Raw genomic sequence first — 25,431 nt, 5'->3', positions numbered from 1 at the left:
GATATTACGCTGCTTCCAGCACGTCGAAATTCCGCACGACCGCCCAGAACAAGTATCTATCCCGAATTAATTCGTATCTATCCTCGAAAATCCTAGATTATCGCGCATTGATCTGTTTATTACGGCGACACGGATCGATCGATTGCCGGACGAAACCTCACGTTTTAGGATAAAGCATCGCGGGTCCTGAGATTTTACCATGAGTCACTGGCTGGGACGCTTCTCGATCCGGACGCTGCTGTGCCTGGTGATCGTCATCATGGCCTGCATGGCGCTGGGCAACGCGGTCCGGACACTCGTCGACGCGCGGGCGCAGGCGGCGGGTGCGGCGCGCGCCGTGACCCTGGCGCAGGCGAGCCAGGGTCTCCTCAGGGCGATCCTGCCACTGCGACTCGAGCGCGGATCGACCCTGGCCCTCGGGGGTGAGGCGCCCGCGGACGCGAAGACCCTGTCGACCATCGCGGGCAGCCGGCAGGCGCTGACGGAGAATTACCGCCGGGCTCAGCGCAGCCTGGGCGATCTGGCCGAGCCGGCGGTCAGCGCGACGCTCGATCGCCTGAACGCGGCGCAGGAGGCGATGGCGGCCCTGCGCCCCCGCATCGACGCGGCCCTCAGGCTGCCGAAGGCCCGGCGCGACCCGGCGCTGCGGGACGCCGCGATGGCCGCCTTCCAGGACCTGCTCGGGGCCCTGACGGCCACGCTGAAGGCGGTCGACGATTCCATTCCCCGGTCCGATCCCGTCCTGCAGCGCTCTCTCGCCCTCAAGCAGGCGGCCTGGGACACGCGCGTGGCCAGCGGCAACGTCGCGGTGCGGGTGCAGGCCTCCCTGGTCGCCGGGACGTCGTGGTCCCTGCCCGAGACTGTGGCGGCGGCGGAGGAGCGGACCGAGCTGCTGTCGGCGTGGCGGCGCACGACCGAGGCCGCGGCCGACGTCTCGGAGACGGTGCGGGCCGCGTTCGAGCGGGCGAGGGCCGACAATTTCGAGGGCGAGACCGGGGCCATCGCGCGGGCAGTGTTCGACGCGCTCAGCACGCACGCGCCCCCGCGCCACACGTTCGCGGAGCTGCGCGACCGCAACACCGAGAACCAGCGCTCCCTCGTGGCCCTCTGCGACGCGGCCCTCGACGCGATGGTGGCGCGCGCCGAGGCCCTCGCCGAGGCAGCCCGGGGCGACGTCGCGCGCAGCGGGGCGGCGTTGCTGGCGGTGATCCTGCTGGTGGCCCTCGGCCTGTGGACCCTGTTCGGCGGCGTGCTGCGCCCGCTCCGGGCGCTGACCGCGACGATGCGGGCGCTGGCCGACGGGGACGCCGCCGTCACGGTCCCGGCGCGCACCTACCGCAACGAGATCGGCGCGATGGCGCGGGCCGTCCAGGTGTTCAAGGACAACCTCATCCGCAGCCGGCAGCTCGAGTCCGAGGCCGCGGAGGCGCGGCTGGCGGCGGAGGCGCGGCGCCGGTCCGACCTGCGGGCGATGGCCGAGCGCTTCGAGCAGGCGGTCGGCGGCATCATCGCCCAGGTCTCGGACTCGGCCGCCGCGCTGCAGGGTACGGCGCAGACCATGACGGCCACCGCGACCCAGACCGCCAGCCAGTCCAGCACCGTGGCGGCCGCCGCCGAGGAGGCCGCCGCCAACGTCAGCACCGTGGCGGCGGCGGCCGAGGAACTCGGCGCCTCCGTGGAGGAGATCGGCCGGCAGGTCGAGGGATCGACCAGGCTCGCCCAGGGGGCCGTCTCGGAGGCGGGGCAGACAGGCGCGCTGGTCCGGGACCTGAGCGGCGCGGTCGCGCGGATCGGCGACGTGATCGGGCTGATCGCGGCGATCGCCGGGCAGACCAATCTGCTGGCGCTCAACGCCACCATCGAGGCCGCCCGCGCCGGCGAGGCGGGTCATGGCTTCGCGGTCGTCGCCGGCGAGGTGAAGGCGCTGGCGGCGCAGACCGCCCGGGCGACCGAGGAGATCGCCGGCCAGATCGCCGGCATCCAGGGCGCGACCGGCGGGGCCGTCGCGGCGATCGGCGCGATCACGGGGCGGATCCAGGAGATCAGCGGCGTGGCGAGCGCGATCGCGGCGGCGGTGGAGGAGCAGGGATCGGCCACCCGGGAGATCGTCCGCAACGTCGGGCAGGCGGCCGTCGGCACCGGCGCAGTGACCAGCACCATCCTGGGCGTCGCCGGGGCCGCCGAGGAGACCGGCCGCGCGGCCGCCGCGGTGCTCGCGGCGGCGTCCGCGCTGTCGCGGCAATCCGAGACTCTCACCGCCGAGGTCGCGCGCTTCCTCGACACCGTCCGGGCCGCCTGACGGGACGGTGCCGGCCCCCCGCGGGTCGCCGCCCATATCTCGCCCGTTTAGGGGAGTCTTACGGCTCGCGCGCTACAGCGTACGCAACGGGCGGGGGCAATCCCGCCGCGCATGAGTCGCCGTCCATGGCCGTGATCGTCGCCTTCGTCATCAATGCGGGGCTCAACTTCGTCCTCGGCCTGCTGATCGCCAAGCTGCTGGGCCCGGCGGATTTCGGCCGGTTCGCCCTCGCGACCACCGGCGCCATCGTGCTGAACACGGTGCTGTTCGAGTGGCTGCGCCTGTCGGCGACGCGGTTCTACTCGGGGCGCGTGCGCGTCGACGCGCCGTGGATCCGACACGGGCTCGACCGGGCCTACCTGCGCATCGGCGCTCTGCTCCTGGCCGCCGCGGCCCTGTGCGGGGCGTTCGGCTTCGCCGGCGGCGCCGACGGGCGCGAGGCGGTCCTGTGCGGCACCGGCCTCGCGGCCCTGGGCATCGGCGTGTTCGACTACCACGCGGCCCTCGCCCGGGCGCGGTTCGACGGCAAGCTCTATCTCGGCCTCGTGGCGGTGAAGAACGTCCTGTCCTTCGCCATGATGGCGGCGGCGGCGTGGTGGCTGCCCCAGCCGGCCTGGGTGCTGGCGGCGGCGGGGCTGAGCCAGCTCCTCGCGGTCGTGGTGCTGCGCCACCCCCTGCGGGACCCGCGCACGCCCCTCGAGCGGCCGCGCCTGTCGGCGACCTGGCGGGTCTTCGCGCGCTACGGCCTGCCGCTCATCGCCGCCAACACCGCCTATCAATGCCTCACCTTCGTCAACCGCGGCGCCATCGCGGGCCAGGCCGGCTTCGCCGAGGCCGGCTACTTCGCCCTGGCGGCCGACGTCACCTCGCGCTCGCTGATGACGCTGGGCACCGCCCTCGACCTGCTGCTGTTCCAGCTCGCCGTGCAGGCCGAGGAGCAGAGCGGCCGCGCCGCCGCCGAGGCGCAGGTCGCCGCCAATGCCGGCACCGTGTTCGCCCTGCTGGCGCCCTGCGCGGTCGGCTTCTGGGCGGTGCTGCCGGCCCTCCAGGGGCTGGTGGTGCCGGACGCCTATCGCGGGCCGTTCGAGACCTACAGCACCGTGCTGATGCCGGGCCTGTTCTGCCTCGCGATGATGTTCTACGCCCTCAACCCGGTCTTCCAGATCCGTCGCCGGACCCTGCCGGTGGTCGCCGCCGCCCTGGTCGGCCTCGCGGTGAACGGGGCCGGGCTCCTCGTCCTGCCGGACCGGATGGGCGGCCTCGGCGTCGCGCTGGCGCAGACCGCCGGGCTCGCCGCCGCCGGCCTGTGGCTCGGCTGGCGCGCCCTCACCGGCGCGGAGCGGATCGCGCTGCCCTGGGGGGAGATCGGCGTCGCGGCGCTCGCCTGCGCGGCGATGGGCCTCGCCCTCGCCCCCTTCCGGCAGATGCCGCCCGCGACCGCGCTGGCGGTCCTGGTCCCGGCCGGGATGGCCCTCTACGGGGCGCTGGTGTGGATCTTCGACATCGCCGGCCTGCGCCGTCAGGTCCTCGCGCGCCTGCGCCCGGCGCGGACCGTGGCGGCGGGTTAGGTTCACGGCGCCGCAATGGAAATCCCGCCGCTGAAACCCCGCGACTCCACCTCCGCTTGAATCCGCCGCCGGATCCGGCGACACCCGTCCTGGAATGGATACAAACAGGACCGGGACGGGAACGATGGGCGTGTACGAGCCCGGCACGGAGGCGGAGGCCGGGGAGATCGTGCGGGCGGCCGCCGGGCGCGGCGAGCGCCTGCGCCTCGCCGGCGGCGGCACCGCCGCGGGACTCGGCCGGCCCGCGCAGGACAGCGCGACCCTCTCGGCGAGGGCGCTCACCGGCGTCACGCTCTACGAGCCCGCCGAGATGGTGGTGGCGGCCCGGGCCGGGACGCCGCTCGCTGAGGTCGAGGCGCTGCTCGCCTCCCGCGGTCAGATGCTGCCCTTCGAGCCGATGGACCTGCGCGGCCTCTACGGCAGCTCCGGCGCGCCGACCCTCGGGGCCGTGGCGGCGATCAACAATGCCGGCCCGCGGCGGATCAACGCCGGCGCCGCCCGGGACAGCCTGATCGGCGTGCGCTTCGTCAACGGGCGCGGCGAGGCGATTAAGTCGGGCGGCCGGGTGATGAAGAACGTCACCGGCCTCGACCTCGTGAAGCTGACGGCCGGCGCCCACGGCACGCTGGGCCTGCTCACCGAAATCACCTTCAAGGTGCTGCCCGCCTGCGAGCGGGTGGCGACCCTGGTCTTCTCCGGCCTGGACGACGCTCGGGCTGTGACCGCCCTGTCGGAGGCGCTGGGCTCGCCCTTCGAACTCACGGGCGCCGCGCACCTGCCGGCGGGGATCGGCGCCCCTGAGGCGCGGACCCTGATGCGCCTCGAGGGCTTCTCCGACTCCATCGACTACCGGACCGGCGAGCTGCGCCGCCTGCTGAAGCGCTACGGCCAACCCGAGACCGTGGACGGCGCGGCCGGCGCCGCCCTCTGGCGGTCGGTGCGCGACGCGGCGGCGCTCGCCGAGCCGCGGGAGGCCGCCCTCTGGCGGATCTCCACCGCGCCGACCCGCGGGCCGGCCCTGGCGGCGGCGGTCGCGGCCGAGCGCGACGCGCGCTGGTTCTTCGACTGGGGCGGCGGCCTGATCTGGCTCGCCACCGACTCGTCGGGCGATGCCGGCGCCGCGACGGTGCGCCGGGCAGTGCGGGCGCAGGGCGGCCACGCCACCCTGGTCCGCGCGCCCGACGCGGTCCGCGCCGCCGTGCCGGTGTTCGAGCCGCTGGCCGAGCCGCTGATGCGGCTCACCGCCGGCATCAAGGCGGCGCACGATCCCGCCGGGGTGCTCAACCCCGGCCGGATGTACGCCGGACTCTGAAGCTTCAGATCCCGCCCCTCCCCGACCGTGGGGAGGCGTGGCGCCGAGGACGCGAACCGTGCAGACCAACTTCGCCCCCGCCCAGCTCGCCGATCCCGCCATGGCGGCGTCGGAGAAGATCCTGCGGACCTGTGTGCATTGCGGCTTCTGCACGGCGACCTGCCCGACCTACCTGCTGCTCGGAGACGAGCTCGACTCCCCGCGCGGGCGGATCTACCTGATCAAGGACATGCTGGAGGGCGGCAAGCCGGCCTCGCAGGAGGTGGTCAAGCACGTCGACCGCTGCCTGTCGTGCCTGTCCTGCATGACCACCTGCCCGTCGGGGGTGCACTACATGCACCTCGTCGACCACGCCCGGGCGCATATCGAGGAGACCTACGCGCGCCCCGCCAGCGACCGGTTCCTGCGGGCGCTGCTCGCCCAGGTCCTGCCCTACCCGGGCCGCTTCCGCCTCGCGCTCACCGCTGCCAAGCTCGGCGCCCCGTTCCGGGGACTGGTGGCCCGGCTGCCGCGGGTCGGCAACCGCCTCGCGGCCATGCTCGACCTCGCGCCCGCCGGGACGCCGCCCCGCGAGCCGACGAACCGGCCCGGCCGATTCCCGCCGGCGCGCGGACAGGCGGCCGAGACGCCTCCCCGGCGCGTCGCCCTGCTCCGCGGCTGCGCCCAGAGCGTGCTGCGGCCGGACTTCAACGCCGCCGCGATCCGGCTGCTCAACCGGCACGGGATCGAGGTCGTCCACGCGAACGAGGGCTGCTGCGGGGCGCTGACCCACCACATGGGGAAGGAGGATTCGGCCCACGCCCACGCCAAGCAGGCGATCGACGCCTGGGACGCCGAGATCGCCAAGGGCCTCGACGCGATCCTGGTCACGGCCTCGGGCTGCGGCACGACCATCAAGGATTACGGCTTCATGTTCCGCGACGACCCGGCCTACGCCGAGAAGGCGCTGCGGGTCTCGAGCCTGGCCAAGGACGTGACCGAGTACCTCGCGCTGCTCGATCTGGCCCCCGTCGCCGAGACCGACCTGGTGGTGGCCTACCACTCCGCCTGCTCGATGCAGCACGGCCAGGGCATCCGCCTGGAGCCCAAGACGCTGCTGAAGCGCGCGGGCTTCACCGTGAAGGACGTGCCCGAGGGCCACATCTGCTGCGGCTCGGCGGGGACCTACAACATCCTGCAGCCGGAGCTGGCCGCGAAGCTGCGCGCCCGGAAGGTCGCCAACATCGAGCGCGTGCGCCCCGACGTGATCGCCACCGGCAACATCGGCTGCGCCACGCAGATCGGGAAGGGCACCGGCATCCCGATCGTCCACACGGTCGAGCTGCTCGACTGGGCCACCGGCGGCCCGAAGCCCGCGGCGCTCGCCGGGGTGGCGCCGCGGCTCGAGGCGGCGGAGTAGGTACACGCCTGTCGCGACGCGGCCGTGACAGGCCCGTGACATCTATTCACGTTGACCCTTGCCAAATCCGCGCGGCGGTCTGTAATGATGTCGACCCCTCTCCGGTCCCGCCGGTCGCCGCAACGGCCCGCGGACGTGACCGAATTCCTCGCGAAAGCGGTCGCGGTGTCGCGGCGGGCCCTGTCGGTCCGTCTGGCGGCGGCATGTGCCGCCCGCGGTCGGACAGGTGTCGCACGACGCGGCGGAGTTCCTCCGCCGCACCCAGGAATTCACGGCCGGTCCCCCGCCGGCCGAGATTGTTTCGCGAGGTCGGGACCACGATGGACGGACGCACGGCCCAGCATAGAGCTGCGCGTGCCCCGGAGGCGCAAGAGGCGCGTCGTACCGGTCCGTCCGTCCGCCCGGCCTGTTTCAACCCCAGGCGCCCAGGGCGCCGAACGGCGGTTGACGGCAATTTCCCCTCGAACCCATCCGCCTCGGCGACGAGGCCGGCATCCCGCCCGACAGGTTTGACGTCGGGCGAGGCGCCGCCGGGACCACGGGCACGGAGAACGACGTCGGCCGCCATGCCGAGAGTCCGACATGGCCAACAAAATGCTGATCGACGCGATGCACCCGGAGGAGACCCGGGTCGTCACGGTCCACGGGTCTAGGGTCGAGGAGTTCGACTTCGAAGCCGCCAACCGGCGTCAGCTGCGCGGCAACATCTACCTCGCGAAGGTCACCCGGGTGGAGCCGTCGCTCCAGGCGGCGTTCGTCGAGTATGGCGGCAACCGCCACGGCTTCCTGGCCTTCAACGAGATCCACCCCGACTACTACCAGATCCCGCTGGCCGACCGGCAGGCGCTCCTCGAGGAGGAGGCCCGCGACGCCGAGGAGCACCGCGAGCGCGAGGAGCGCCGCCGCCGGTCGTCGTCGCGCCGGTCCCGCGGCCGCCGCGCCGAGGCCCGCGCCCGCGGCGCCGACGAGACCGTGAGCGCCGAGGACACGCACGCGGCGTCCGAGATCGAGGACCGGGGCGAGGAGCAGGCCGAGATCCGGGACGAGTCGGGGATCGACCCGGCCGTCCAGCCCGACACCCTGTCCGAGAACCCCGAGGCCGTGCAGGAGGCCCTCGCCTCCGAGGCCGCCGCCGGCGACATCCCGGCGGAAGGCGAGCCGGCGCAGGCCGCCGAGCCCGCGGCCGAGACCGCTCCGGTCGAGGCGCAGGCGGCCCCCGCCGCGTCCGAGCCGGTCGCCGCCGCCTCTGCCCCGTCCGAGCCGGAGGCCCCGTCCGAGCCGGAGGCCCGCATCGCCGTGGCGGAGGCGCTGACCGTGTCCGACGCGCCGGGCGACACCGTCGCGCACGCGATCGTGACGGACGAGAGCGAGGCCGAGGAGCCCGCGCCGACCGCCGCCGACGCGGCGGACGAGGCCTCCGAGGACGACGACGAGGATTCGGACGACGACGAGGATGAGGACGAGTCGGAGGACGACGAGGACGAGTCCGACGACGATGACGACGATTCGGACGAGGAATCCGACGATCCCGACGCCGAGCCCAAGATCGCCCAGGTCGGCGGCAACGGCGACGCGCTGGCCGAGATCCCCGAGCGCCCGCGCCACTACCGCCGCCAGTACAAGATCCAGGAGGTGATCAAGCGCCGCCAGATCATCCTGGTGCAGGTGGTCAAGGAGGAGCGCGGCACGAAGGGCGCGGCGCTCACCACCTACCTGTCGCTCGCCGGCCGCTACTCGGTGCTGATGCCCAACACCGGCCGCGGCGGCGGCATCTCCCGCAAGATCACCTCGGCGGCCGACCGCAAGCGCCTCAAGGAGGTCGTGCAGGATCTGGAGGTGCCCGAGGGGATGGGCGTCATCCTGCGCACCGCCGGCGCCTCGCGCTCCAAGCCCGAGATCGCCCGCGACTTCGAGTACCTGATGCGCCTGTGGGAGTCGGTCCGGGAGCTGACCCTGACCTCCATGGCGCCCGCCCTGGTCTACGAGGAGGGCTCGCTGATCAAGCGCGCCATCCGCGACCTCTACAACAAGGATCTGGACGAGGTTCTGGTCGCCGGCGAGGACGCCTACCGCGAGGCCAAGGACTTCATGCGGATGCTGATGCCCGGCCAGTCCAAGGTCGTGAAGCCCTACCGCGACTCGACGCCCATCTTCGCCCGCTTCGGCGTCGAGCAGCAGCTCGACGCGATGTTCTCCACGCACGTCTCGCTGAAGTCCGGCGGCTACCTCGTGATCAACCCGACCGAGGCGCTCGTCTCGATCGACGTGAACTCCGGCCGCGCCACCCGCGAGCACGACATCGAGGACACCGCCCTCAAGACGAACCTGGAGGCCGCCGAGGAGGTCGCCCGCCAACTCCGTCTGCGCGACCTCGCGGGCCTGATCGTCATCGACTTCATCGACATGGAAGAGAAGCGGAACAACCGCGCCGTCGAGAAGAAGCTCAACGAGTGCCTGAAGAACGACCGCGCCCGCATTCAGGTCGGCCGGATCTCGCCCTTCGGCCTGCTGGAGATGAGCCGCCAGCGCATCCGCACCGGCGTGCTCGAATCCTCCTCGATCCCCTGTGCCCATTGCGGCGGCTCGGGCTTCGTCCGCGCCACCGCGTCGGTGGCGCTGCACATTCTGCGCTCGATCGAGGAGGTGCTGCTCAAGTCGGCGAGCCACAACCTCGTCCTGCGCACCCGCACCGAGATCGCGCTCTACATCCTCAACCAGAAGCGCGGGCACCTGCGCGAGCTCGAGGTGCGCTTCGGCGTGACGATCACGATCGCGGCCGACGAGCGGCTGGCGGCCACCACCCCGTTCCAGCTCGACCGCGGCGAGCCGGCCCAGCGGGCGGAGGGCCCGGTGACGGGCGTGCGCGCCCAGGCGATCTCGCCCGCGATGGAGTTCGAAGACGAGGACGAGGAAGCCGACGAGGCCGAGGTCGAGACGGAAGCCGAGGGCGAGGCCGACGAGGGCCGCGCCGAGGCCCGCGAGGACGGGTCGCGCGAGGAGGGTGAGGGCCGCCGCCGGCGCCGGCGCCGCCGCCGGCGCGGCGGCCGCCAGGAGGGCCGTGCCGAGGACGATCGCGGCGACGACGATCAGGACGACCAGCAGGACGACCAGCAGGACGGCGCCCGTTCGGACGAGGAGAGAAGCGACGGGGACTGGGACGGCGAGCAGCCGGCCGGGACCGAGGCTCCCGCCGCGGCCGTCGCCGCGGAGGCCGGCGAGGCCGACGAGACCGTGGCCGGTTCGGACGAGGCGGCCCGGTCCGAGGACGAGAGCGGCCGTCGCCGTCGCCGCGGACGCCGGGGCGGGCGCGGGCGCAGCGAGGGCCGCTCCCGCGAGGCGTCCGAGAAGGACGACGCGCCGGAGGCCGCGGGCGACGTCGTCGCCCTGTCGGCGGAGGAGCCGGTGAGCGCCCAGGCGGTGGCCGAGGCGGTCGAGGCGGCGCCGGCACCGTCCGCCTACGCCGAGACCGCGGTGGACCTGCCGGTGGCCCCGGCCGAGTCCGCGGCACCGGCGGCCGATCGGGAGACCGTCGGAGCGCAGGCCGAAGCCCCGTCGCACGAAGCCGCGTCGCCCGAGACCGCGTCGCCCGGGGCCGCCCCCACCGAGCCGGCGCCCGAGCCCGTGGCGATCGTGCTGACGCCCCCGTCCGATCCGGATCGGCCGAAGCGCGCCGGGTGGTGGTCCCGCACCAAGGCGGCCCTGACAGGCGAATGAAGCATTGCGCCCCCTGATAGAGCGCTATCTGGGGGCGCAACTTCTCGAAGAAGACCTGTTGCGCCGCACGATGCCCCGCAACGCTTGCCGAGAGACTAGTCTATCCTTCACCATTGGTTGAAGGTTCTGTGTGACCATGCGCCCCGATTAGAGTGTCGGAGAGGCCCGCATGTTCAGTTTGCGCCGGCAGCGTCAGACCCCTGACGCGCTAGCAACCCCGGTGACGGCGACCGCACCGGTCGAGACGGCGGTTGTCGCGCCGGTCGAGACGGCCCCAAGTCCCGTCACGGAACCGGCCGTCGATCGGGAGTGGCTGGCTCTCCTGGCGCGCCTGTCCGCCTCCGCGTCCGATGCCGGCACCTCGATCGGCTGGATGACCCACGACGCCTCCGGCACCGCCGAGCAGGCCCGCCTCATCGCGGCCGCCAGCGAGGAACTCGCCGCGACCACCGGTGAGATCGCCGCCCGCTCGTCGTCGGCGGCCGAGATGGCTGAGACGGCCCGGGCCGGCATCGCCACCTGCGTGGGCGACCTGCACCGGGCCACCGACGGCATGCGCGGGATCGAGGAGGGCACCGAGGAGATCGGCGGCCGGCTCGACAGCTTCTCGACCGCCGCGCTGCGGATCGAGGAGATGGCCGGCACCATCGCGGCGATCTCGGCCCAGACCAACCTGCTGGCGCTCAACGCCACGATCGAGGCGGCGCGGGCCGGCGAGGCCGGGCGCGGCTTCGCGGTGGTCGCCGCCGAGGTGAAGACGCTGTCGGCGCAGACCGCCAAGGCGACGGACGAGATCCGGGCGCGGGTCAGCGGCCTGCGCGAGGAAATGGCGGCGATGCAGGCCGCCGTGTCGCGCAGCCGCCACGCCGTCGAGGCCGGCGCGGCCGCGATGGTGCGGGCCAACGCCCGCGTGGAGGCCGAGAGCGGCGCCGTCGCGAACGTCGCGGCGCAGATGCGCGAGGCCTCGGAGATCCTCGGCCAGCAGATGCAGGCCACCGGCGACATCGCCCAGAACGTCGGCCGCATCGCGGAAGGGACCGACAAGGCGCGCCGGGAGATCGGCGACGCCCTCGCGCAGCTCGGACGGATCGAGGATCTCGGCCGCACCCTGCTCGACCGGCAGACCGGAGCCACCGCGGATCAGCGGGTGATCCGCCTGTCGGCGGACTGCGCCGCGTGGCGGCGCGCCATCGCGGCGACCCTGGTCGGCATGCGCTCGACCGACACGCCGCCGGAGGGGGTCCCCGCCGACGCGACGCGGCCGCCCGCCATCGAGACGCCCCTGGCGCAGGCCCGCGAGCAGGCGGCCGCCCTTGTCCGCCACGTGCGCGGCCAGGCCTGGGACTCGGCGACCACGGCGTTCGTGGCCTTCGAGGCGGCGGTGAAGGAAGCCCGGACGGCGATCGAGGCCTGACGGCCGACCGGCCCCGGGTCCGCCGCGACCCGGGGCCGTCTCTGGAGACGGTCGAACGCCGTCAGGCCGGCGGCGGATCGGATCTCGGAGCTGCCGGCGCCGCCTCGGCCTTCTGGCGATCCCGCTCCTTGCGCAATTCGCGCTCGGCCAGCAGCCAGAACTCGATCTCGAAGCCCTCGGGCCGGTGGTTGCGCTCCCAGAGTTCGTAGGCCCGCTCGCGGATCTGCTCGAACGTGATCGTGTCGGGCGACCGTGCCGAAGGCTGCGGTGCCGCCTCGTCGGCCCCGGATGCGGGCCCCGGCGCGGGGCCGGACTCGGACCCGGGCGTCTGTGTCCCCGCCATCGGATGATCCGGAGGCGGACGGAAATCGGGGGGCACTTCCACGACGCCGGTCTCAGGAGGCCGGCTTGTCGAGATAGGCGGCGACGCTGGTGATCCGGCTCCCGACCATCGTCACCGCCTTGCGAAGCCGCTCCTCGCTGACGCCGAAACGCTGCGCCCACTCCTCGCGGGTGGCGCGGTCGTAGATGTCGATATGCGTCTTGCCTCTGATTTCGGTCGACATGCTGTGCCCGCTCCGGTTCGCCGTCAGGCGCGGCCGTGCCGCGCTCCCTGGAGGGACAACCGGACTCGAAGATTTCGGTTGCCGCCGGTCGCGCGGGACGGGCGGCCGGCCCGCGCGACGGATCAGGGCGCGGTCGGCGCGGGGGTGGGGACCGGCGCCGGATCCGCTTCGGCCGCGTCCGGGCGGACCCGCGCCGCCACGAAGGCGGTCAGCAGCGGCACCAGCAGCGCCGTGACCACCACGCTCGCCGCCACCAGCACGGTGGCGGGGCCGGCGGCCTCCCTGTAGGCCGGGTTGGCGGCCGCGATGATCGCCGGCACGGCGGCGGCGTTGCCGGCCGTCGAGGCGGCGGCGACGCCCGCCACGCCGTTGCCCCCGGTGAGCCGGTCGGCGACGAACAGGCCGGCCCCGGTGATCGCCACCACCGCCACGCCGAGGCCGATGCCGAGGAGGCCCGCCTGCCAGATCTTGGCGAGGTCGAGTCCGAAGCCGAGGGCGAAGGCGAAGAACGGGATCATCACCGGCGCCGCCCCCGACAGGAAGGCGCGCATGTCGCGGTCGAGGTTGCCGAGGATCATCCCGATCAGCAGCGGCAGGATGCTGCCCACCAGCGTCGGCCACGGGAAGGCCGACAGGCCCGCCAGCCCGAGGGTCACCATGGTGAGGAACGGCCCGGATTCGAGGCTCATGATCGCGTAGGCGCCGGCATCCTTCGGGCGGCCGAACTGCCCCATCAGCGCGAGGTAGAGCCCGCCGTTGGTGTCGTTCATGGCGGCGACGATCGCCAGCGTCGAGATCCCCGCGAAGGCCCCGCCCACCACCGGCGCCTCGCCGAGGAGCTGGCCGAACACCACGCCCATGATCGCCGCGATGCCGACCTTGGCGGCCAGCAGGACGCCGCCCTTGCGGGCGATCGCCGGGGTGGCGCGGAAATCGATGCCCGCGCCCATGCAGACGAAGAACACCGCCAGGATCGGCAGCGCGCCGTTGAACAGCGCGCCGGTGAACGAGCCGAAGAAGGTCGCGGTGTTCGGGAAGAGCGTGTGGAGGATCGCGCCCAGGAACAGCGGCACCACCATCAGGCCGCCGGGCACGCGCTCCAGGGAGCGCTTGATGGGAATCTGCATGGGTCGCCCTTCCGGTGCCGCCCTGTCCCGAGCCCTGGCACCCGCTTACCCCCCGGGCGGGCTGCTACAACCTTTCGACAAGTCCGCGCAACTCGCGGCCGGAACGGTGCAAATGTTGACAACTCCGCGGGCTCATCGCCGACTCGGCGCGGCCCGGCTCGATCCACGGAGGCGTCCCGGATGTCGTCAGCGATGTCCCCTTCCCTGTCCGGCTCCCCCGACCCGGCGGAGTCGCCCGGGCGGCGGGCGGTCCGCGGCGCGGGGCCGGCACGGCCCGCCTCCCTGGCCGACGGCCTCTATGAGGCGATCCGCACGGGCATCGCCAACGGCACCTACGGGCCCGACGCGCGGCTCCCGAGCGAGCACGACCTCGCGGGGCGCTTCCAGGTCTCGCGCCCGGTTGTGCGGGCCGCCCTCGACCGGCTGCGCCGCGAGGGCGCGATCGTCTCGCGACAGGGGGCTGGCAGCTTCGTGCGGGCGCGGCCGGCGCGCCCGGCCCCGGGCTTCGCCCCCGTGGAGAGCGTCGCCGATATCCAGCGCTGCTACGAGTTCCGCCTCACCCTCGAGCCGGAGGCCGCCTACCAAGCCGCGCTGCGCCGCGACGCGGCGGCCCTCGACCGGATCGCGGCAGCTCTGGACCGTCTCGCGGTCGCGACCCGGCAGGAGCAGCACCGGGCGGACGCCGATTTCGCCTTCCACCACGCGATCGCGGCGGCCTCGAACAACCACTACTACGCGGCCTGCCTGGAGGCCCTGCAATCCCACGTCGCCGTGGGCATGACGATCCACGGCCTCGCCCTGCAGGGCCCGCGCTCCGGCCTGCGCGGCGTGCTGGCGGAGCACCGCGGGATCTTCGCGGCGATCGAGGGCGGCGACGGCGCGGGCGCCCGCGGCCGCATGGCCGCCCACATCGCCGCGTCCCGCGACCGGCTGTTCGAGGGGCGGCTCCTCGATCTCGCGCTCGGCCGGCCCGCGGGGGCCGGCGCCACCGCGCCGCCCGCTTGACCGCCGCGCCGGCCGGTCTGTATGCCTCGCGACAACCTGACAACAAGCACGCGAGCCGCGCTCGGCCGGGCGGCGCGGCCGGCGAGGCTCCCGCCATGATCCGCCCGACATGACCTGCCTGCGCCTCATCGCCGACGATCTCACCGGCACCCTCGACACGGCCGCGGGCTTCACCGGGCTGTGCGGGGCGATTCCTGTGGCGTGGCCCGAGATCCTGGCCGCGGAGGCCGCCGGGAGCCCGACCGGCTGCCTGGCGATCGATTCCGGAACGCGGGAAATGTCGGCGGAGGCCGCCGGGCGGATCGTCGGCGCCCTCGCGCCCCGGCTGGACGGGGCCGGCATCGCCTTCAAGAAGGTCGACAGCCTGCTGCGCGGCCCCTGGGCGGCCGAGCTCGCGGCGGTGCTGCGGACCGGGACCTGGCAGCGCTGCGTCGTGGCGCCGGCCTTCCCGTATCAGGGACGCCGCACGGAGGGTGGACGGCAGCTCGCCCGGCGCGGCGCGGGCTTCGAGCCAGTCTCGGGGGACATGGCGCGGGCCCTGTGCGAGGCCGGTCTCTCCGCCCGCCGGGCGTCGGTGGCGGACGGTCCGGTGGACGGCGTCGCCGTCTACGATGCCCGGACGGACGAGGACCTCGCCGCCGTCGCGGCGCTGCCGGCAGACGGTCCGGTCCTGTGGTGCGGCAGCGGCGGCCTCGCCGCCGCCCTGGCGCGCGGCGCGGTGGCGCCGGGCGACGACCGCCTCGCCGGCCCGGTCCTCGGCCTGTTCGGCTCGGACCGACCCGAGACCGCGGCGCAGCTCGCGGCCTGCGGCACCCACCACCTCGTCCTGTCGGCGAGCGACCCCGACCCTGCCGCCGCGGTGGCCGCGCGCCTCGACCGCGACGGCGTCGTCCTCGCGAGCCTCGCGCTGCCCGAGGGCACCGCCCGCGAGGACGCCGCGGCGCGGATCGCCGCCGCCTTCGCGGGCGTGATCGACCGCATCCCGCGGCCCGGCACGCTGCTGGTCGCCGGCGGCGAGACCCTGAAGGCGCTCTGCCTCGCCCTCTCCGCCGCGCGCCTCGACGTCACCGGGCAGGTCGCGCCCGGCCTGCCCCGCTCCACCCTCCGGGGCGGCCGCTGGGACGGCCTGCCGGTCGTCTCGAAGTCCGGCGCCTTCGGAACAGACGGCGTCTGGCGCGATCTCCTCCACCAGAACGGCTTTCCGCGCAGCAGGAGCGACGCGTGACCTCACATCTCGCCATCACCATGGGCGATCCGGCCGGCATCGGCCCGGAGATCATCGTCAAGGCCGCCGCCCGGCTGAGGGACCGGATCGACGCGGGCGACCTCAGGCTCGTCGTCATCGGCAGCGTCCCGGCCCTGCGCCGCGCGGAACGGGCGCTCGGCCTCCTGCCCGAGCCCGTCCCCGAGGTCGCCGAAGTCGCCGAGGACGGCGACTGGCCGGCGCTGTGCTGCCTCCAGGCGGATGCCGAGGGCGCGCCGATCGAGCCCGGCCGGCTCTCCGCCGACGGCGGCCGCTTCGCCTACAAGGCGATCGAGGCCGGCGTCCGCCTCGCCTTGGCCGAGCGGATCGGCGGCATCGTCACCGCGCCGCTCAACAAGGAGGCGCTCAACAAGGCCGGCTACCACTACGCCGGCCACACCGAGATGCTGGCGGAGCTGACCGGCGTGCGCGGCTCGGTGATGATGCTGGCCCACGGCACCATGCGGGTCTCGCACGTCACCACCCACGTCGCCCTGGAGGACGTGCCTCGGCGCCTGACCCCGGAGCGCCTGCGCCGCGTCATCGACCTCACCGACACGGCGCTGAAGGGGCTGAGCCTGGCCAGGCCGAAGATCGCGGTCGCCGCGCTCAACCCCCATGCCGGCGAGGGCGGCCTGTTCGGGCGCCAGGACATCGACGTCAGCGCGCCGGTGATCGCGGCGGCCAACGCCGACGGGCTGGACGTACACGGGCCGGTGCCGGGCGACACGGTGTTCGTGAAGCTGCGCGCGGGCCAGTACGACGCGGTGGTGGCGATGTACCACGACCAGGGGCACATCCCGGTCAAGCTGCTCGGCTTCGAGATCGACCCGGCCACGGGCAAGTGGATGGACCTGTCGGGGGTGAACATCACCCTGGGCCTGCCGATCATCCGCACCTCGGTCGATCACGGCACCGCCTTCGACATCGCCGGGACCGGCCTCGCCAACGAGCGCAGCCTCATCGAGGCGATCGAGTTCGCCGAGAAACTGGCGGCCAACCGTCAGGCCGGTTGAGCGCGGGACGGACGGTCGCCTCCCCCCGCAGGGCTATGGGCGCCGCAGGTTTGCGGCCCATGACGGAGCGCGACCTGCTCCCTCTCCCGTGCGGGAGAGGGTTGGGGTGACGGAGTAGACTTTTCAGGGTCGGGCACGCCGGCGACGTCGGGGCAGTCGCGCCTTCTCCGGATGGCGCACGTCCCTCACCCTGTCCCTCTCCCGAACGGGAGAGGGGGCCCGCGCTCGTCGAGGCCGTGTTTCACGTGAAACAAAACAGGAACGCCACCTACCGCGCGTCGACCTCCCGCGCCACCGCCTCGCAGGCGAACGGTGACGGCGGCGCCTCGACGCCGCGCCAGCGGCCGTAGGTCCAGGGGCGGTACCACGCCGCCCCCGCGGGCAGGCGCTCCGGGACGAGGTCGATGCCGTGCGTGCCGAACGGCCCGCAGCGGCAGATCCGGGCGAAGCCCATCCAGCCGCCGGGCCAGAACCCGTGCCGGGCGATGGCCGTGTCGGTGTACTCGGAGCAGCTCGGCCAGTGGCGGCACTGGCGGCCGACCAGGCCCGACAGCGTCAGCTGGTAGCCGCGGATCGCCCAGTGGGCGGCGCGCCGGACCATGCCGTCAGGCGGCCTGCCGCTTGGCGGCGATCTGATCGAGGGCGTCCACCACCGCGTCGAAGGTCAGGAGCGTCGAGGCGTGGCGCGCCTTGAAGTCCCGCACCGGCTCCAGCACCGCGAGGTCCGACCACGCGCCGTCGGGCGCCGGGCCGTTCTCCTTGAGCATGGACCGCATGGCCGCGCGGACGCCGCGCAACTCGTCCGCGCTGGCGCCGACCACGTGCCGGCCCATCAGCGACGAGGAGGCCTGCCCGAGGGCGCAGGCCCGCACCTCCTGGGCGAAATCCGCGACCCGGCCGTCCTCGCCCAGGACGAGGTCGACCGTCACGGTCGAGCCGCACAGGCGCGAGTGGGCCGTGGCGCTCGCGTCCGGGTTCTCGAGCCGGCCGAGCCGGGGGATGTCGGCGGCGAGTTCCAGGATACGGCGGTTGTAGATGTCGTCGAGCATCGGGTCCTCGGCCGGAGGCACAATGTCCATCGGGACTCTGCCGCGTGCGACGCGCATTGCGCGTTGCCCCGCGAACGATGATATAGGCGCGATACGGCCGCTTCGCGAGGAGGCGGGCCGTCGACCAGGGTCGCGCCCACGGCCACGGTGGTTCCCACGGCCTTTCGTCCATCCCGGGGCGCCGGCTTGAAACCTTTTCGAGCCCGGGATCTTCCCTCGAACGCCCGACGCGATCCGACGATGTACGCCAAGCCCGACAGCACCCCGATGAAATCCCGCATCGCGCGGGCCGGAGATGCCATGGATGCCGCGCTCAAATCCCTGTCGTATCAGGGCGACGGCCAGGGTTTCGACCGGAACGGGATCGACGGGCAAGGGCTGAACGGCATGCGCAATGACAATCGGCCGGTGGATGACGGCCGTCCCGTCGAGGTGGCGCCCGAGCCGGCCTCCGCGACCCGCGTCCCGGACGGGATCGAGACCGGCCGCCCGAGCCGCGCCGAGGCCGAGGCCGCCGTGCGCACGCTCCTGCGCTGGGCCGGCGACGACCCGACCCGCGAGGGCCTGCTCGACACACCGGCCCGGGTCACCAAGGCCTACGAGCAGCTGTTCGGCGGCTACGCGGTCGACGCGGAGAAGCTGCTTGAGCGCGTCTTCGAGGAGGTCGAGGGCTACTCGGACATCGTGCTGGTGCGCGACATCCCGTTCCACTCCCACTGCGAGCACCACATGGTGCCGTTCATGGGCCTCGCCCACATCGCCTACTACCCGACCCGGGGCGTGGTCGGCCTGTCGAAGCTCGCCCGCGTGGTCGACACCTTCGCCCGCCGCCTGCAGACGCAGGAGACCATGACCGCCCAGATCGCCGACGTGATCGAGAGCATCCTCAAGCCCCGCGGCGTCGCCGTGATGGTCGAGGCCGAGCATCTCTGCATGGCGATGCGCGGCGTCCAGAAGGCCGGCGTCTCGACCATCACCAGCCAGTTCCGCGGCGTCTTCAAGGACAACGCCAACGAGCAGGTCCGCTTCCTGACCCTGGTGCGCGGCGGCGCCAAGTAGCCCCGGGCGACGTCACGACCATGACCGCGCGCGACATCGCCTTCGCTCCCCCCGGCACCCGCGCCGAGATCGAAGAGGGTGCGGCCCTCACGCCCCGGTTCGACCGCGACGGCCTCGTCGCCTGCATCGCGGTCGACGCGCGGGACGGGCAGGTGCTGATGCTCGCCCACATGAATGCCGAGTCGCTGGCGCGCACCCTCGAGACCGGCGAGGCGTGGTACTGGTCGCGCTCGCGCCGGGAGCTCTGGCACAAGGGCGCGACCAGCGGCCAGATCCAGCGCGTCGTCGAGATGCGGGTGGACTGCGACCAGGACGCCCTGCTGATCCGCGTCGAGGTCGGCGGCGACGGCGGCTGCTGCCACACCGGCCGGCGCGACTGCTTCTACCGCAGCGTCGTCCGGGAGGCGGACGGCCGGGTCGTCCTGAAAGCCGCCGGGCGATGAACCGCCCTCTTGCCACGCGGTGGCAAGACGAGTCTGCCGACCCGCATTTCCCGCCCGGAACCGTCGAGCCGGTCCGCCCGCCGCCGAGCCCTGGCCCGCAGGTCGGACTCGCCCTCGGGGGCGGCTCGGCCCGGGGCTGGGCGCATATCGGGGTGATCCGCGCCCTGGAGGAAGGCGGCATCACGCCGACCGTGGTGGCCGGCTGCTCCATCGGCGCCGTGGTCGGCGCCTGCTACGCGGCCGGGCGCCTCGACCGGCTCGAGGCCTTCGCCCGGGCGCTGACCCGGCGCCGGGTCGTGGGGCTCATCGACCCCCGCCTGCCGGGCTCCGGCCTGATCGCCGGCAACCGCCTGCGCCAGCGCCTCGCCGCGGATCTCGGCGAGCGCCGCATCGAGACGCTGCCGATCCGCTTCGGCTGCGTCGCCACCGAGTACGGGACCGGCCACGAGGTCAGCCTCACCGAGGGCCCGGCGGTGGACGCCGTGCGCGCCTCCTACGCGATCCCCGGCCTGTTCCCGCCGGTGGCCCATGACGGCCGGGTGCTGATGGACGGGACCCTGGTCAACCCGGTGCCGGTGGCGCTCGCCCGCGCGCTCGGGGCCGACCTCGTCATCTGCGTGAACCTCAACGGCGACACCGGCGGACCGGTGGTGCGCGAGGCGCCGCACCCGGCCCCGCCGCGCCGGGGCTTCCTGCAGGTCGTGCGCGGGCGCCTGCCGGGCTTCGACCGGCCCGAGCCCGAGATCGCCGTGCCGGGCATCGCCCGGGTGGTGCTCGACGCGTTCAACACCACGCAGGACCGGATCTCGCGGGCGCGGCTGGAGCGCGACCCGCCGGACGTGGCCATCGGCCCGGATCTCGCCGCCTTCGGGCTGTTCGACTTCCACCGGGCCGCGGAGGGCATCGCTCTCGGTCACCGCGCCGCCCGCGCCGCCCTGCCCCGGATCCGGGCCGTGCTGGAGGGTGCGGCCGCGCGGGCCTGAGGGTTCGGCCGCGCTCCGTCCGGAGGAGGCCGTCATCCGGCTGTCGCGGCCGCCTGCGATGGGCGCCGTGCATGCTGGAGGACCTCCAATGTATACGAGTCGCCGTCAGATCCTGCTGTCCGGAGGCGCCGGCCTCGTCGGGCTGGCCTCGGGCCTCGGGCGGCCCGGCCTGAGCCGCGCCGCCGACCGGCCGCTCCTGACCCACGGCCTCCAGTCGGGCGACGTCGGCACCGACTCGGCGGTGGTCTGGGCCCGGTCCGACCGGCCGGCCCGGGCGATCGTCGAGTGGGCGACCACCGAGAGCTTCGCCGACATCCGCGGCGGTGTCTTCGCCGACGCCCTGCCGGAGACCGACGGCACCGTGAAGGTGGCGCTGACCGGGCTGCCGGCCGGCCAGGACGTGTTCTACCGGGTCCGCCTGGAGGACGTCGCCGCGCCGACCATCGTCGGGCCGGCCCAGGTCGGGCGGTTCCGGACCGCGCCGGCGGACCGGCGCTCGGTCTCGTTCTGCTGGTCGGGCGACACGGCGGGCCAGGGCTGGGGCATCGACGACGCCCGCGGCGGCATGACGATCTACTCCGCCATCCTGAAGAACCGGCCGGACTTCTTCATCCATTCCGGCGACACGATCTACGCCGACGGGCCGATCCAGTCCGAGGTGAAGCTCCCCGACGGCAGCCTGTGGCGCAACCGGGTGACCGAGGAGGTCGCCAAGCCGGCCGAGACGCTCGCGGAGTTCCGGGGCCGGCACAAGTACAACCTCACCGACCGGAACGTGCTGGCGATGAACGCCGCCGTGCCGATCCTGGCCCAGTGGGACGACCACGAGGTCACCAACAACTGGTGGCCGGGGGAGCCGCTGACCCGGGCCGAGCACCTGAAGAAGAAGTACGCCGACCCGAACGTGCTGGCCCTGCAGCTGCGCGCGGCGAAGGCCTTCCACGAGTACATGCCGATGCGCTTCGAGCCGTCGGAGCCCGGCCGGGTCTACCGCAAGATCGGCTACGGCCCGCTGGTCGACGTGTTCATGCTCGACATGCGCTCCTACCGGGGCCCGAACGGCGAGAACCGGCAGACGGAATACGGGCCCGAGTCCTACTTCCTCGGGCCGCAGCAGATCGCGTGGCTGAAGCGGGCGCTGCTCGAGTCCCGCGCGACCTGGAAGGTGATCGCCGCCGACATGCCACTCGGCCTCGTGGTGACCTACGACACCGACCGCAATTTCGGCTCGGAGGCGGTAGCGCAGGGCGACGGGCCGCCGCTCGGGCGCGAGCTGGAGATCGCCGACCTCCTGCGCTTCATCAAGAGCGCGGGGATCCGCAACACGGTCTGGCTCACGGCCGACGTGCACTATACGGCCGCCCACTACTACGACCCCGACAAGGCGCAGTTCCAGGATTTCGACCCGTTCTGGGAGTTCGTCTCCGGGCCGCTGCACGCCGGCACCTTCGGGCCGAACGCGCTGGACAACACGTTCGGGCCGCAGCTGCGCTACGTGAAGGCGCCCGACAAGGGGCAGGTGAACCTGTCGCCGGCCGCCGGCTACCAGTTCTTCGGCCACGTGGCGGTGGACGGCGCCACCGAGCAGATGACGGTGACGCTCAAGGACGCGGCCGACACCGACCTCTGGCACGTCACGCTCGATCCCGTGAAGGCGTGAGGCGGGCGCAGAGAGGAACGACAGGATCCGGGCTCCCCCGACCCTGAAGAGGCGATGATGTTCACAGATCTCCCGTGGAGACCGACGCTGATGAAGGAGCGCGACGGCCCCCCTCTCCCGTGCGGGAGAGGGTTGGGGTGAGGGACGAGAACTCCCCGAATAGGGCACGCGATCGATGCGCCAACAGGGGGCGCCTCATTCTGTAAGTTCTCGTCCCTCACCCTGTCCCTCTCCCGCACGGGAGAGGGGACCGGCGCCCGATCCTGAAACCATCTTGCCAAGGCGGATGTGTGGATCGGCAAGCAGCCCGGAGCGAGGGACGAAAACGCGCGGTTCCGGCGCCCCTACGCCATGGTGATGTAGTCGCGCAGAGCCTGGTGCTCGGCCTCGACAGTGGCGATCTTGCGCGCCACCACGTCGCCGATCGAGACCAGGCCGATCAGCTGCCCGTCCTCGCAGACCGGCACGTGGCGGAAGCGCCCGTCGGTCATGAGGGTCATGACCTCCTCGATCGTGGTGGTCCGGCCGCAGGTCGTGACCGCGGTGGTCATGTGCGCCGAGACCGGCGCGTCGAAGGCCGAGCCCCCGTGACGGGCGAGCGCCCGCATGATGTCCCGCTCGGAGATAATGCCCGCCACCGTCCCGTCGGCATGGGCGACCACGAGGGCGCCGATCCGCTTGTCGGCGAGGATCTGGATCACCTCATCGAGGGTCTTGTCGGGGCTCACGGTGACGACGGAGCTACCCTTCTCGGCGAGGATGCGTGCGACGGTCATGGCTCTCTCCCTATGTGACGCGTCCGGTGCGCCGTCAGCCCGCGGCGCCCTGATGGCGTTCTCGACCGGGTTGGCCCGGCTCGTTCACATTGTGGCGAGTGTGTGACTGATCCGGCCGGATGGCAAGGTGCCGGACGCTGAGGGCGGGACTCAGTGCCGGCGCGGCTCCCGGGGATCCACCAGGGGGAACAGGAAGAAGCCCGCGATGAAGCCGCCGAGATGGGCGTCCCAGGCGATGGCGGCGTTCTCGCCGACGAGCGGCACGCTGACGAGGCCGAAGAGCAGGTTGGTCAGCAGCCAGATCACCAGGAACGACACCGCGGTGCGGTTGCGCAGCAGCTCCGGGATCGTCTCGGCGGGCCGGGGCGGCGGCACCTGCCACGCCGGCGCGCCGTAGCCCGAGACCGGCGGCTGGAACACGAACCGGGCGGCGGCGGCCATCAGGGCCGAGATTCCCGCCGAGGCGCCGACCAGCGGCCCCGCGCTCAGCGGGTCGATCAGGATGTGGAGAAGTCCGCCGGCCGCCGTGCCGGCCAGCGCGAGCACGCACCAGCGCAGGGCGCCGCAGCGGCGCGCCACCGGGGCGCCGAAGGCCGCGAGCCAGACGCTGTTGAAGATCACGTGCATCCACGAGCCGTGCAGCAGCCCGTAGGTGACGAGCGTCCAGGGCTGGAGGGCGTGCTCGCCCACGATGTAGCGGGCGAAGGCCTCGCGGGCCGCCTCCAGGCCGGGATCGCCCGTATCGCCGGCGGCGCGGATCACCTCGGCGGCCCGGCCGGGATCGAACCAGAGGGTCCAGCGCGCCGGCACCAGCGCGAGGTCGAGGACGAGGCGGATGTCCCAGGTGTCCGGCAGCAGGAACTCGCGCACCGCCTGGATCGCCAGGAGCAGCCCGATCGAGAGCGTGACCACCCCCGGCATGTTGAACACGGGCACGCGGCTCTGCCGCGGGAAATCGGGGGAGGCATCCATCGCCGCACCATGTCGGCGTGCGGCGCGATCGGGCAAGCCCCGGCGACGTATTGAAGCTCGCAAAGACCGTCCGGATCGCGGTCCGTCGCCGTGCACCGGCCCGTCTGCAGGCCGGATTACGCCCGGATCGCCGCGGCGCGCCCGGCAGGGTGCTACGATTGTGTCGCCGGCCCCGACGCGCTACCCCCCGCCCGGTGCGTCGTCGGTGGCCCGGCGACGCGCGGGTGCGGGGCCGGCACGGCCCGTGCGCCCGGACGCGGTGAACGCCCGGATCGGCCGGTCACACCCCCGCGGATGTGCCAGAATGATCCGGGGATGAACCACAGGCGTTGAGAATCGGGACACCGATGAAGCATCCCACCAGCCGCATGCTCCATGCCTACTGGGAGCGCCTGCGCGGAGAACGGGCCGCGCCGGAACGCGCCGAGATCGAGCCGGGCGAGATCCGGCACCTTCTCGCCGACAGTCTGATCCTGGAACTCGACATGCCGAGCCGCTCCGCGAGCGTCCGGCTCGCGGGGACGCGGGTCTGCGCCCTGTACGGCCGCGAGCTGAAGGGCGAGCCCTTCGCCCGGCTGTGGGGCTCCCGGGCGACGGATCCCTGGCGGATCGTCGAGATCGTGGCCAGCGACACGCTGGGCGTCGTGGCGGGCCTGCGCGGCACCAACGCGGCCGGCGAGGCGGCGGATCTCGAACTCCTGCTCCTGCCCCTGCGCCACCGCGGCCGGACGCAGGTCCGCGCCCTCGGCACCCTCAGCCTCGACGGCGCGCCGCACTGGCTCGGCCTGCGCCCGCTGGTGGAGGCCGAGACCACCTCCCTGCGCATCCTGCCCAGTCGCCGGGCCGAGCCGGTGCCGCCCGCCCGCACCGCCGTGCGCACGAGCGCGGGCTACCCCGGTCCGGTGCGCCACGGCCACCTCCTCGTCCACGCCGGCGGGCGCGCCTGAGAACCGTATTCGTCCAAGGTTACGCCCGGAGCGCGCCGGCCAGTTCGATCGAATCGGCGCGCGCGCCCGAGGACATCTTCGGCGTACAAGTCGATCGCGCACGGCGCGGCCGCGCTCGACAGTGGATGTTTCTACAAGGCCGATAGACCGCGAAGCAGGGAAAAAGGGTTTCGTAACAGTCCGAGCCTAGTCTGCACCGGCCATTCTCCCGGCGCAGGACCAATCTCGGAATGATCGCGGTCGAGGCCACCGCCGGAACTGATCTGCGCGGCCTCGCCGCCGAGCCGGCGCGCGGCGCCGCCGACCAGCGCCGCCACCAGCGCGTGCCGGTCGCCGTGCTCGGCCGCTACATGCTGGCCGACCGCCGGGAATATCCCTGCCAGACCGTGGACATGTCGCCGGGCGGCGTGCGGCTGACCTGCGCGGTCAAGGGCGCGGTCGGCGAGCGCGTGGTGCTCTACCTGGAGCATATCGGCCGCATCGAGGGCGTCGTCGCCCGCACCTGCCCGGACGGGTTCGCGGTCCAGCTCAACGCCACAGCGCGCAAGCGCGACAAGCTCGCCTCCCAGCTCACCTGGCTGGCGAACCGGGAGATGCTGGGCCTGCCGGAGGGCCGCTCGCACGAGCGCCTCGTGCCGACCAACACGGCGGTGGTCCTGCGCGTCGAGGGGGTCCGCGAGATCAGGGCGCGCCTCATCGACATCTCGATGTCGGGCGTGGCGATCTCCTGCCCGGTGCCGCTGCCCCTCGGCGCCGCCGTCACGGTGGGCAGCACGCCGGGCCGGCTGGTCCGCTACTTCGAGGGCGGATTCGGCGTGCAGTTCCTGCTGCCGCTCTCTCCCGACCGCTTCCATGCCGGGATGACGCTCTGAGGCGCGG

The 25,431-nt window shown here is 73.4% G+C and carries 22 protein-coding genes; 15 read left to right on the top strand and 7 right to left on the bottom strand.

Annotated features, from left to right (window positions below; translation table 11 throughout):
- Positions 1-199: 199 nt before the first annotated feature.
- From LOK46_RS25510 to LOK46_RS25485, 6 genes are all read left to right on the top strand, one after another.
- Positions 200-2,299, top strand: coding sequence for a methyl-accepting chemotaxis protein (locus tag LOK46_RS25510; protein WP_273561142.1), 2,100 nt, complete (start codon positions 200-202; stop codon positions 2,297-2,299).
- Between the two features lie 125 nt (positions 2,300-2,424).
- A complete protein-coding gene (locus tag LOK46_RS25505; protein WP_273561141.1) occupies positions 2,425-3,867 on the top strand; it encodes a lipopolysaccharide biosynthesis protein in 1,443 nt (480 codons plus the stop codon).
- A 124-nt stretch (positions 3,868-3,991) separates the two neighbouring features.
- The gene (locus LOK46_RS25500; RefSeq protein ID WP_273561140.1) at positions 3,992-5,179 is read left to right on the top strand and encodes an FAD-binding protein; all 1,188 of its coding nucleotides are present in this window, start codon (positions 3,992-3,994) and stop codon (positions 5,177-5,179) included.
- A gap of 58 nt (positions 5,180-5,237) precedes the next feature.
- The gene (glcF, locus tag LOK46_RS25495; protein ID WP_273561139.1) at positions 5,238-6,578 is read left to right on the top strand and encodes a glycolate oxidase subunit GlcF; all 1,341 of its coding nucleotides are present in this window, start codon (positions 5,238-5,240) and stop codon (positions 6,576-6,578) included.
- A 582-nt stretch (positions 6,579-7,160) separates the two neighbouring features.
- Entirely contained in the window at positions 7,161-10,292 is a 3,132-nt protein-coding gene (locus LOK46_RS25490) for an Rne/Rng family ribonuclease (protein ID WP_273561138.1), read from the top strand.
- 169 nt (positions 10,293-10,461) lie between these two features.
- Positions 10,462-11,706 (top strand): methyl-accepting chemotaxis protein, encoded by a 1,245-nt coding sequence (locus LOK46_RS25485; RefSeq protein WP_273561137.1) that lies wholly within the window; start codon positions 10,462-10,464, stop codon positions 11,704-11,706.
- 61 nt (positions 11,707-11,767) lie between these two features.
- On the opposite strand, the gene LOK46_RS32875 is transcribed toward LOK46_RS25485, so the two are convergent.
- The 3 genes from LOK46_RS32875 to LOK46_RS25470 form a co-directional block, all read right to left on the bottom strand.
- On the bottom strand, positions 11,768-12,049 hold the full coding sequence (locus tag LOK46_RS32875) for a DUF2934 domain-containing protein (protein WP_337251955.1): 282 nt from the start codon (positions 12,047-12,049) through the stop codon (positions 11,768-11,770).
- Between the two features lie 52 nt (positions 12,050-12,101).
- The gene (locus LOK46_RS25475; protein ID WP_273561136.1) at positions 12,102-12,272 is read right to left on the bottom strand and encodes a DUF3606 domain-containing protein; all 171 of its coding nucleotides are present in this window, start codon (positions 12,270-12,272) and stop codon (positions 12,102-12,104) included.
- A 122-nt stretch (positions 12,273-12,394) separates the two neighbouring features.
- The gene (locus LOK46_RS25470; protein ID WP_273561135.1) at positions 12,395-13,399 is read right to left on the bottom strand and encodes a 2-keto-3-deoxygluconate permease; all 1,005 of its coding nucleotides are present in this window, start codon (positions 13,397-13,399) and stop codon (positions 12,395-12,397) included.
- A gap of 180 nt (positions 13,400-13,579) precedes the next feature.
- Here LOK46_RS25470 and LOK46_RS25465 point away from each other — a divergent pair, with 180 nt between their 5' ends.
- The 3 genes from LOK46_RS25465 (at position 13,580) to pdxA (ending at position 16,663) form a co-directional block, all read left to right on the top strand.
- A complete protein-coding gene (locus tag LOK46_RS25465; protein ID WP_441008120.1) occupies positions 13,580-14,404 on the top strand; it encodes a FadR/GntR family transcriptional regulator in 825 nt (274 codons plus the stop codon).
- A 109-nt stretch (positions 14,405-14,513) separates the two neighbouring features.
- On the top strand, positions 14,514-15,629 hold the full coding sequence (locus LOK46_RS25460; RefSeq protein WP_273561133.1) for a four-carbon acid sugar kinase family protein: 1,116 nt from the start codon (positions 14,514-14,516) through the stop codon (positions 15,627-15,629).
- Positions 15,626-16,663 carry a 4-hydroxythreonine-4-phosphate dehydrogenase PdxA gene (pdxA, locus tag LOK46_RS25455; protein ID WP_273561132.1) on the top strand — a complete coding sequence of 346 codons (1,038 nt, stop codon included), beginning with the start codon at positions 15,626-15,628 and terminating at the stop codon, positions 16,661-16,663. The genes LOK46_RS25460 and pdxA overlap by 4 nt, the downstream gene beginning before the upstream one ends.
- A 268-nt stretch (positions 16,664-16,931) precedes the next feature.
- On the opposite strand, the gene yidD is transcribed toward pdxA, so the two are convergent.
- The gene (yidD, locus tag LOK46_RS25450; RefSeq protein WP_273561131.1) at positions 16,932-17,264 is read right to left on the bottom strand and encodes a membrane protein insertion efficiency factor YidD; all 333 of its coding nucleotides are present in this window, start codon (positions 17,262-17,264) and stop codon (positions 16,932-16,934) included.
- Positions 17,265-17,268: 4 nt separating this feature from the next.
- Positions 17,269-17,712, bottom strand: a complete 444-nt coding sequence (locus LOK46_RS25445; RefSeq protein ID WP_273564690.1) for an iron-sulfur cluster assembly scaffold protein — start codon at positions 17,710-17,712, stop codon at positions 17,269-17,271.
- 240 nt (positions 17,713-17,952) lie between these two features.
- Between LOK46_RS25445 and folE the strand changes: the two genes are divergently transcribed.
- The 4 genes from folE to LOK46_RS25425 all read left to right on the top strand — a co-directional run bounded on the left by folE (position 17,953) and on the right by LOK46_RS25425 (position 21,857).
- Positions 17,953-18,771 (top strand): GTP cyclohydrolase I FolE, encoded by an 819-nt coding sequence (gene folE, locus LOK46_RS25440; protein ID WP_273561130.1) that lies wholly within the window; start codon positions 17,953-17,955, stop codon positions 18,769-18,771.
- A gap of 20 nt (positions 18,772-18,791) precedes the next feature.
- Entirely contained in the window at positions 18,792-19,214 is a 423-nt protein-coding gene (gene hisI / locus LOK46_RS25435; protein WP_273561129.1) for a phosphoribosyl-AMP cyclohydrolase, read from the top strand.
- Complete coding sequence (locus LOK46_RS25430; RefSeq protein WP_091675757.1) at positions 19,211-20,197, top strand: patatin-like phospholipase family protein; 987 nt, start codon at positions 19,211-19,213, stop codon at positions 20,195-20,197. The genes hisI and LOK46_RS25430 overlap by 4 nt, the downstream gene beginning before the upstream one ends.
- An 88-nt stretch (positions 20,198-20,285) precedes the next feature.
- Positions 20,286-21,857 (top strand): alkaline phosphatase D family protein, encoded by a 1,572-nt coding sequence (locus LOK46_RS25425; RefSeq protein ID WP_273561128.1) that lies wholly within the window; start codon positions 20,286-20,288, stop codon positions 21,855-21,857.
- A 344-nt stretch (positions 21,858-22,201) separates the two neighbouring features.
- Here LOK46_RS25425 and LOK46_RS25420 read toward each other — a convergent pair whose 3' ends face one another.
- Together LOK46_RS25420 and LOK46_RS25415 are read right to left on the bottom strand one after the other, a co-directional pair.
- The gene (locus LOK46_RS25420) at positions 22,202-22,633 is read right to left on the bottom strand and encodes a CBS domain-containing protein (RefSeq protein ID WP_273561127.1); all 432 of its coding nucleotides are present in this window, start codon (positions 22,631-22,633) and stop codon (positions 22,202-22,204) included.
- Between the two features lie 150 nt (positions 22,634-22,783).
- Positions 22,784-23,605 carry a rhomboid family intramembrane serine protease gene (locus LOK46_RS25415; protein WP_273561126.1) on the bottom strand — a complete coding sequence of 274 codons (822 nt, stop codon included), beginning with the start codon at positions 23,603-23,605 and terminating at the stop codon, positions 22,784-22,786.
- Positions 23,606-23,952: 347 nt separating this feature from the next.
- Between LOK46_RS25415 and LOK46_RS25410 the strand changes: the two genes are divergently transcribed.
- Complete coding sequence (locus LOK46_RS25410) at positions 23,953-24,552, top strand: PAS domain-containing protein (RefSeq protein ID WP_273561125.1); 600 nt, start codon at positions 23,953-23,955, stop codon at positions 24,550-24,552.
- Positions 24,553-24,782: 230 nt separating this feature from the next.
- Complete coding sequence (locus tag LOK46_RS25405) at positions 24,783-25,424, top strand: PilZ domain-containing protein (RefSeq protein ID WP_273561124.1); 642 nt, start codon at positions 24,783-24,785, stop codon at positions 25,422-25,424.
- The last annotated feature ends 7 nt before the right edge of the window (positions 25,425-25,431 follow it).

The organism is Methylobacterium sp. NMS14P, from assembly GCF_028583545.1.
Taxonomy (GTDB): domain Bacteria; phylum Pseudomonadota; class Alphaproteobacteria; order Rhizobiales; family Beijerinckiaceae; genus Methylobacterium.
This window is presented reverse-complemented; position numbering and strand designations above follow the sequence as displayed.

What these genes read in the sequence shown, in the direction of transcription:
- LOK46_RS25485 (WP_273561137.1), top strand. Translation starts at nt 10,462, where the DNA reads ATGTTCAGTTTGCGCCGGCAGCGTCAGACCCCTGACGCGCTAGCAACC.
- LOK46_RS25505 (WP_273561141.1), top strand. Translation starts at nt 2,425, where the DNA reads ATGGCCGTGATCGTCGCCTTCGTCATCAATGCGGGGCTCAACTTCGTC.
- LOK46_RS25460 (WP_273561133.1), top strand. Translation starts at nt 14,514, where the DNA reads ATGACCTGCCTGCGCCTCATCGCCGACGATCTCACCGGCACCCTCGAC.
- LOK46_RS25430 (WP_091675757.1), top strand. Translation starts at nt 19,211, where the DNA reads ATGAACCGCCCTCTTGCCACGCGGTGGCAAGACGAGTCTGCCGACCCG.
- LOK46_RS25410 (WP_273561125.1), top strand. Translation starts at nt 23,953, where the DNA reads ATGAAGCATCCCACCAGCCGCATGCTCCATGCCTACTGGGAGCGCCTG.
- LOK46_RS25445 (WP_273564690.1), bottom strand. Translation starts at nt 17,712, where the DNA reads ATGCTCGACGACATCTACAACCGCCGTATCCTGGAACTCGCCGCCGAC.
- LOK46_RS25415 (WP_273561126.1), bottom strand. Translation starts at nt 23,605, where the DNA reads ATGGATGCCTCCCCCGATTTCCCGCGGCAGAGCCGCGTGCCCGTGTTC.
- LOK46_RS25425 (WP_273561128.1), top strand. Translation starts at nt 20,286, where the DNA reads ATGTATACGAGTCGCCGTCAGATCCTGCTGTCCGGAGGCGCCGGCCTC.
- LOK46_RS25490 (WP_273561138.1), top strand. Translation starts at nt 7,161, where the DNA reads ATGGCCAACAAAATGCTGATCGACGCGATGCACCCGGAGGAGACCCGG.
- LOK46_RS25465 (WP_441008120.1), top strand. Translation starts at nt 13,580, where the DNA reads ATGTCGTCAGCGATGTCCCCTTCCCTGTCCGGCTCCCCCGACCCGGCG.
- folE (WP_273561130.1), top strand. Translation starts at nt 17,953, where the DNA reads ATGTACGCCAAGCCCGACAGCACCCCGATGAAATCCCGCATCGCGCGG.
- LOK46_RS25420 (WP_273561127.1), bottom strand. Translation starts at nt 22,633, where the DNA reads ATGACCGTCGCACGCATCCTCGCCGAGAAGGGTAGCTCCGTCGTCACC.
- LOK46_RS25405 (WP_273561124.1), top strand. Translation starts at nt 24,783, where the DNA reads ATGATCGCGGTCGAGGCCACCGCCGGAACTGATCTGCGCGGCCTCGCC.
- LOK46_RS32875 (WP_337251955.1), bottom strand. Translation starts at nt 12,049, where the DNA reads ATGGCGGGGACACAGACGCCCGGGTCCGAGTCCGGCCCCGCGCCGGGG.
- LOK46_RS25510 (WP_273561142.1), top strand. Translation starts at nt 200, where the DNA reads ATGAGTCACTGGCTGGGACGCTTCTCGATCCGGACGCTGCTGTGCCTG.
- hisI (WP_273561129.1), top strand. Translation starts at nt 18,792, where the DNA reads ATGACCGCGCGCGACATCGCCTTCGCTCCCCCCGGCACCCGCGCCGAG.
- LOK46_RS25475 (WP_273561136.1), bottom strand. Translation starts at nt 12,272, where the DNA reads ATGTCGACCGAAATCAGAGGCAAGACGCATATCGACATCTACGACCGC.
- yidD (WP_273561131.1), bottom strand. Translation starts at nt 17,264, where the DNA reads ATGGTCCGGCGCGCCGCCCACTGGGCGATCCGCGGCTACCAGCTGACG.
- LOK46_RS25500 (WP_273561140.1), top strand. Translation starts at nt 3,992, where the DNA reads ATGGGCGTGTACGAGCCCGGCACGGAGGCGGAGGCCGGGGAGATCGTG.
- LOK46_RS25470 (WP_273561135.1), bottom strand. Translation starts at nt 13,399, where the DNA reads ATGCAGATTCCCATCAAGCGCTCCCTGGAGCGCGTGCCCGGCGGCCTG.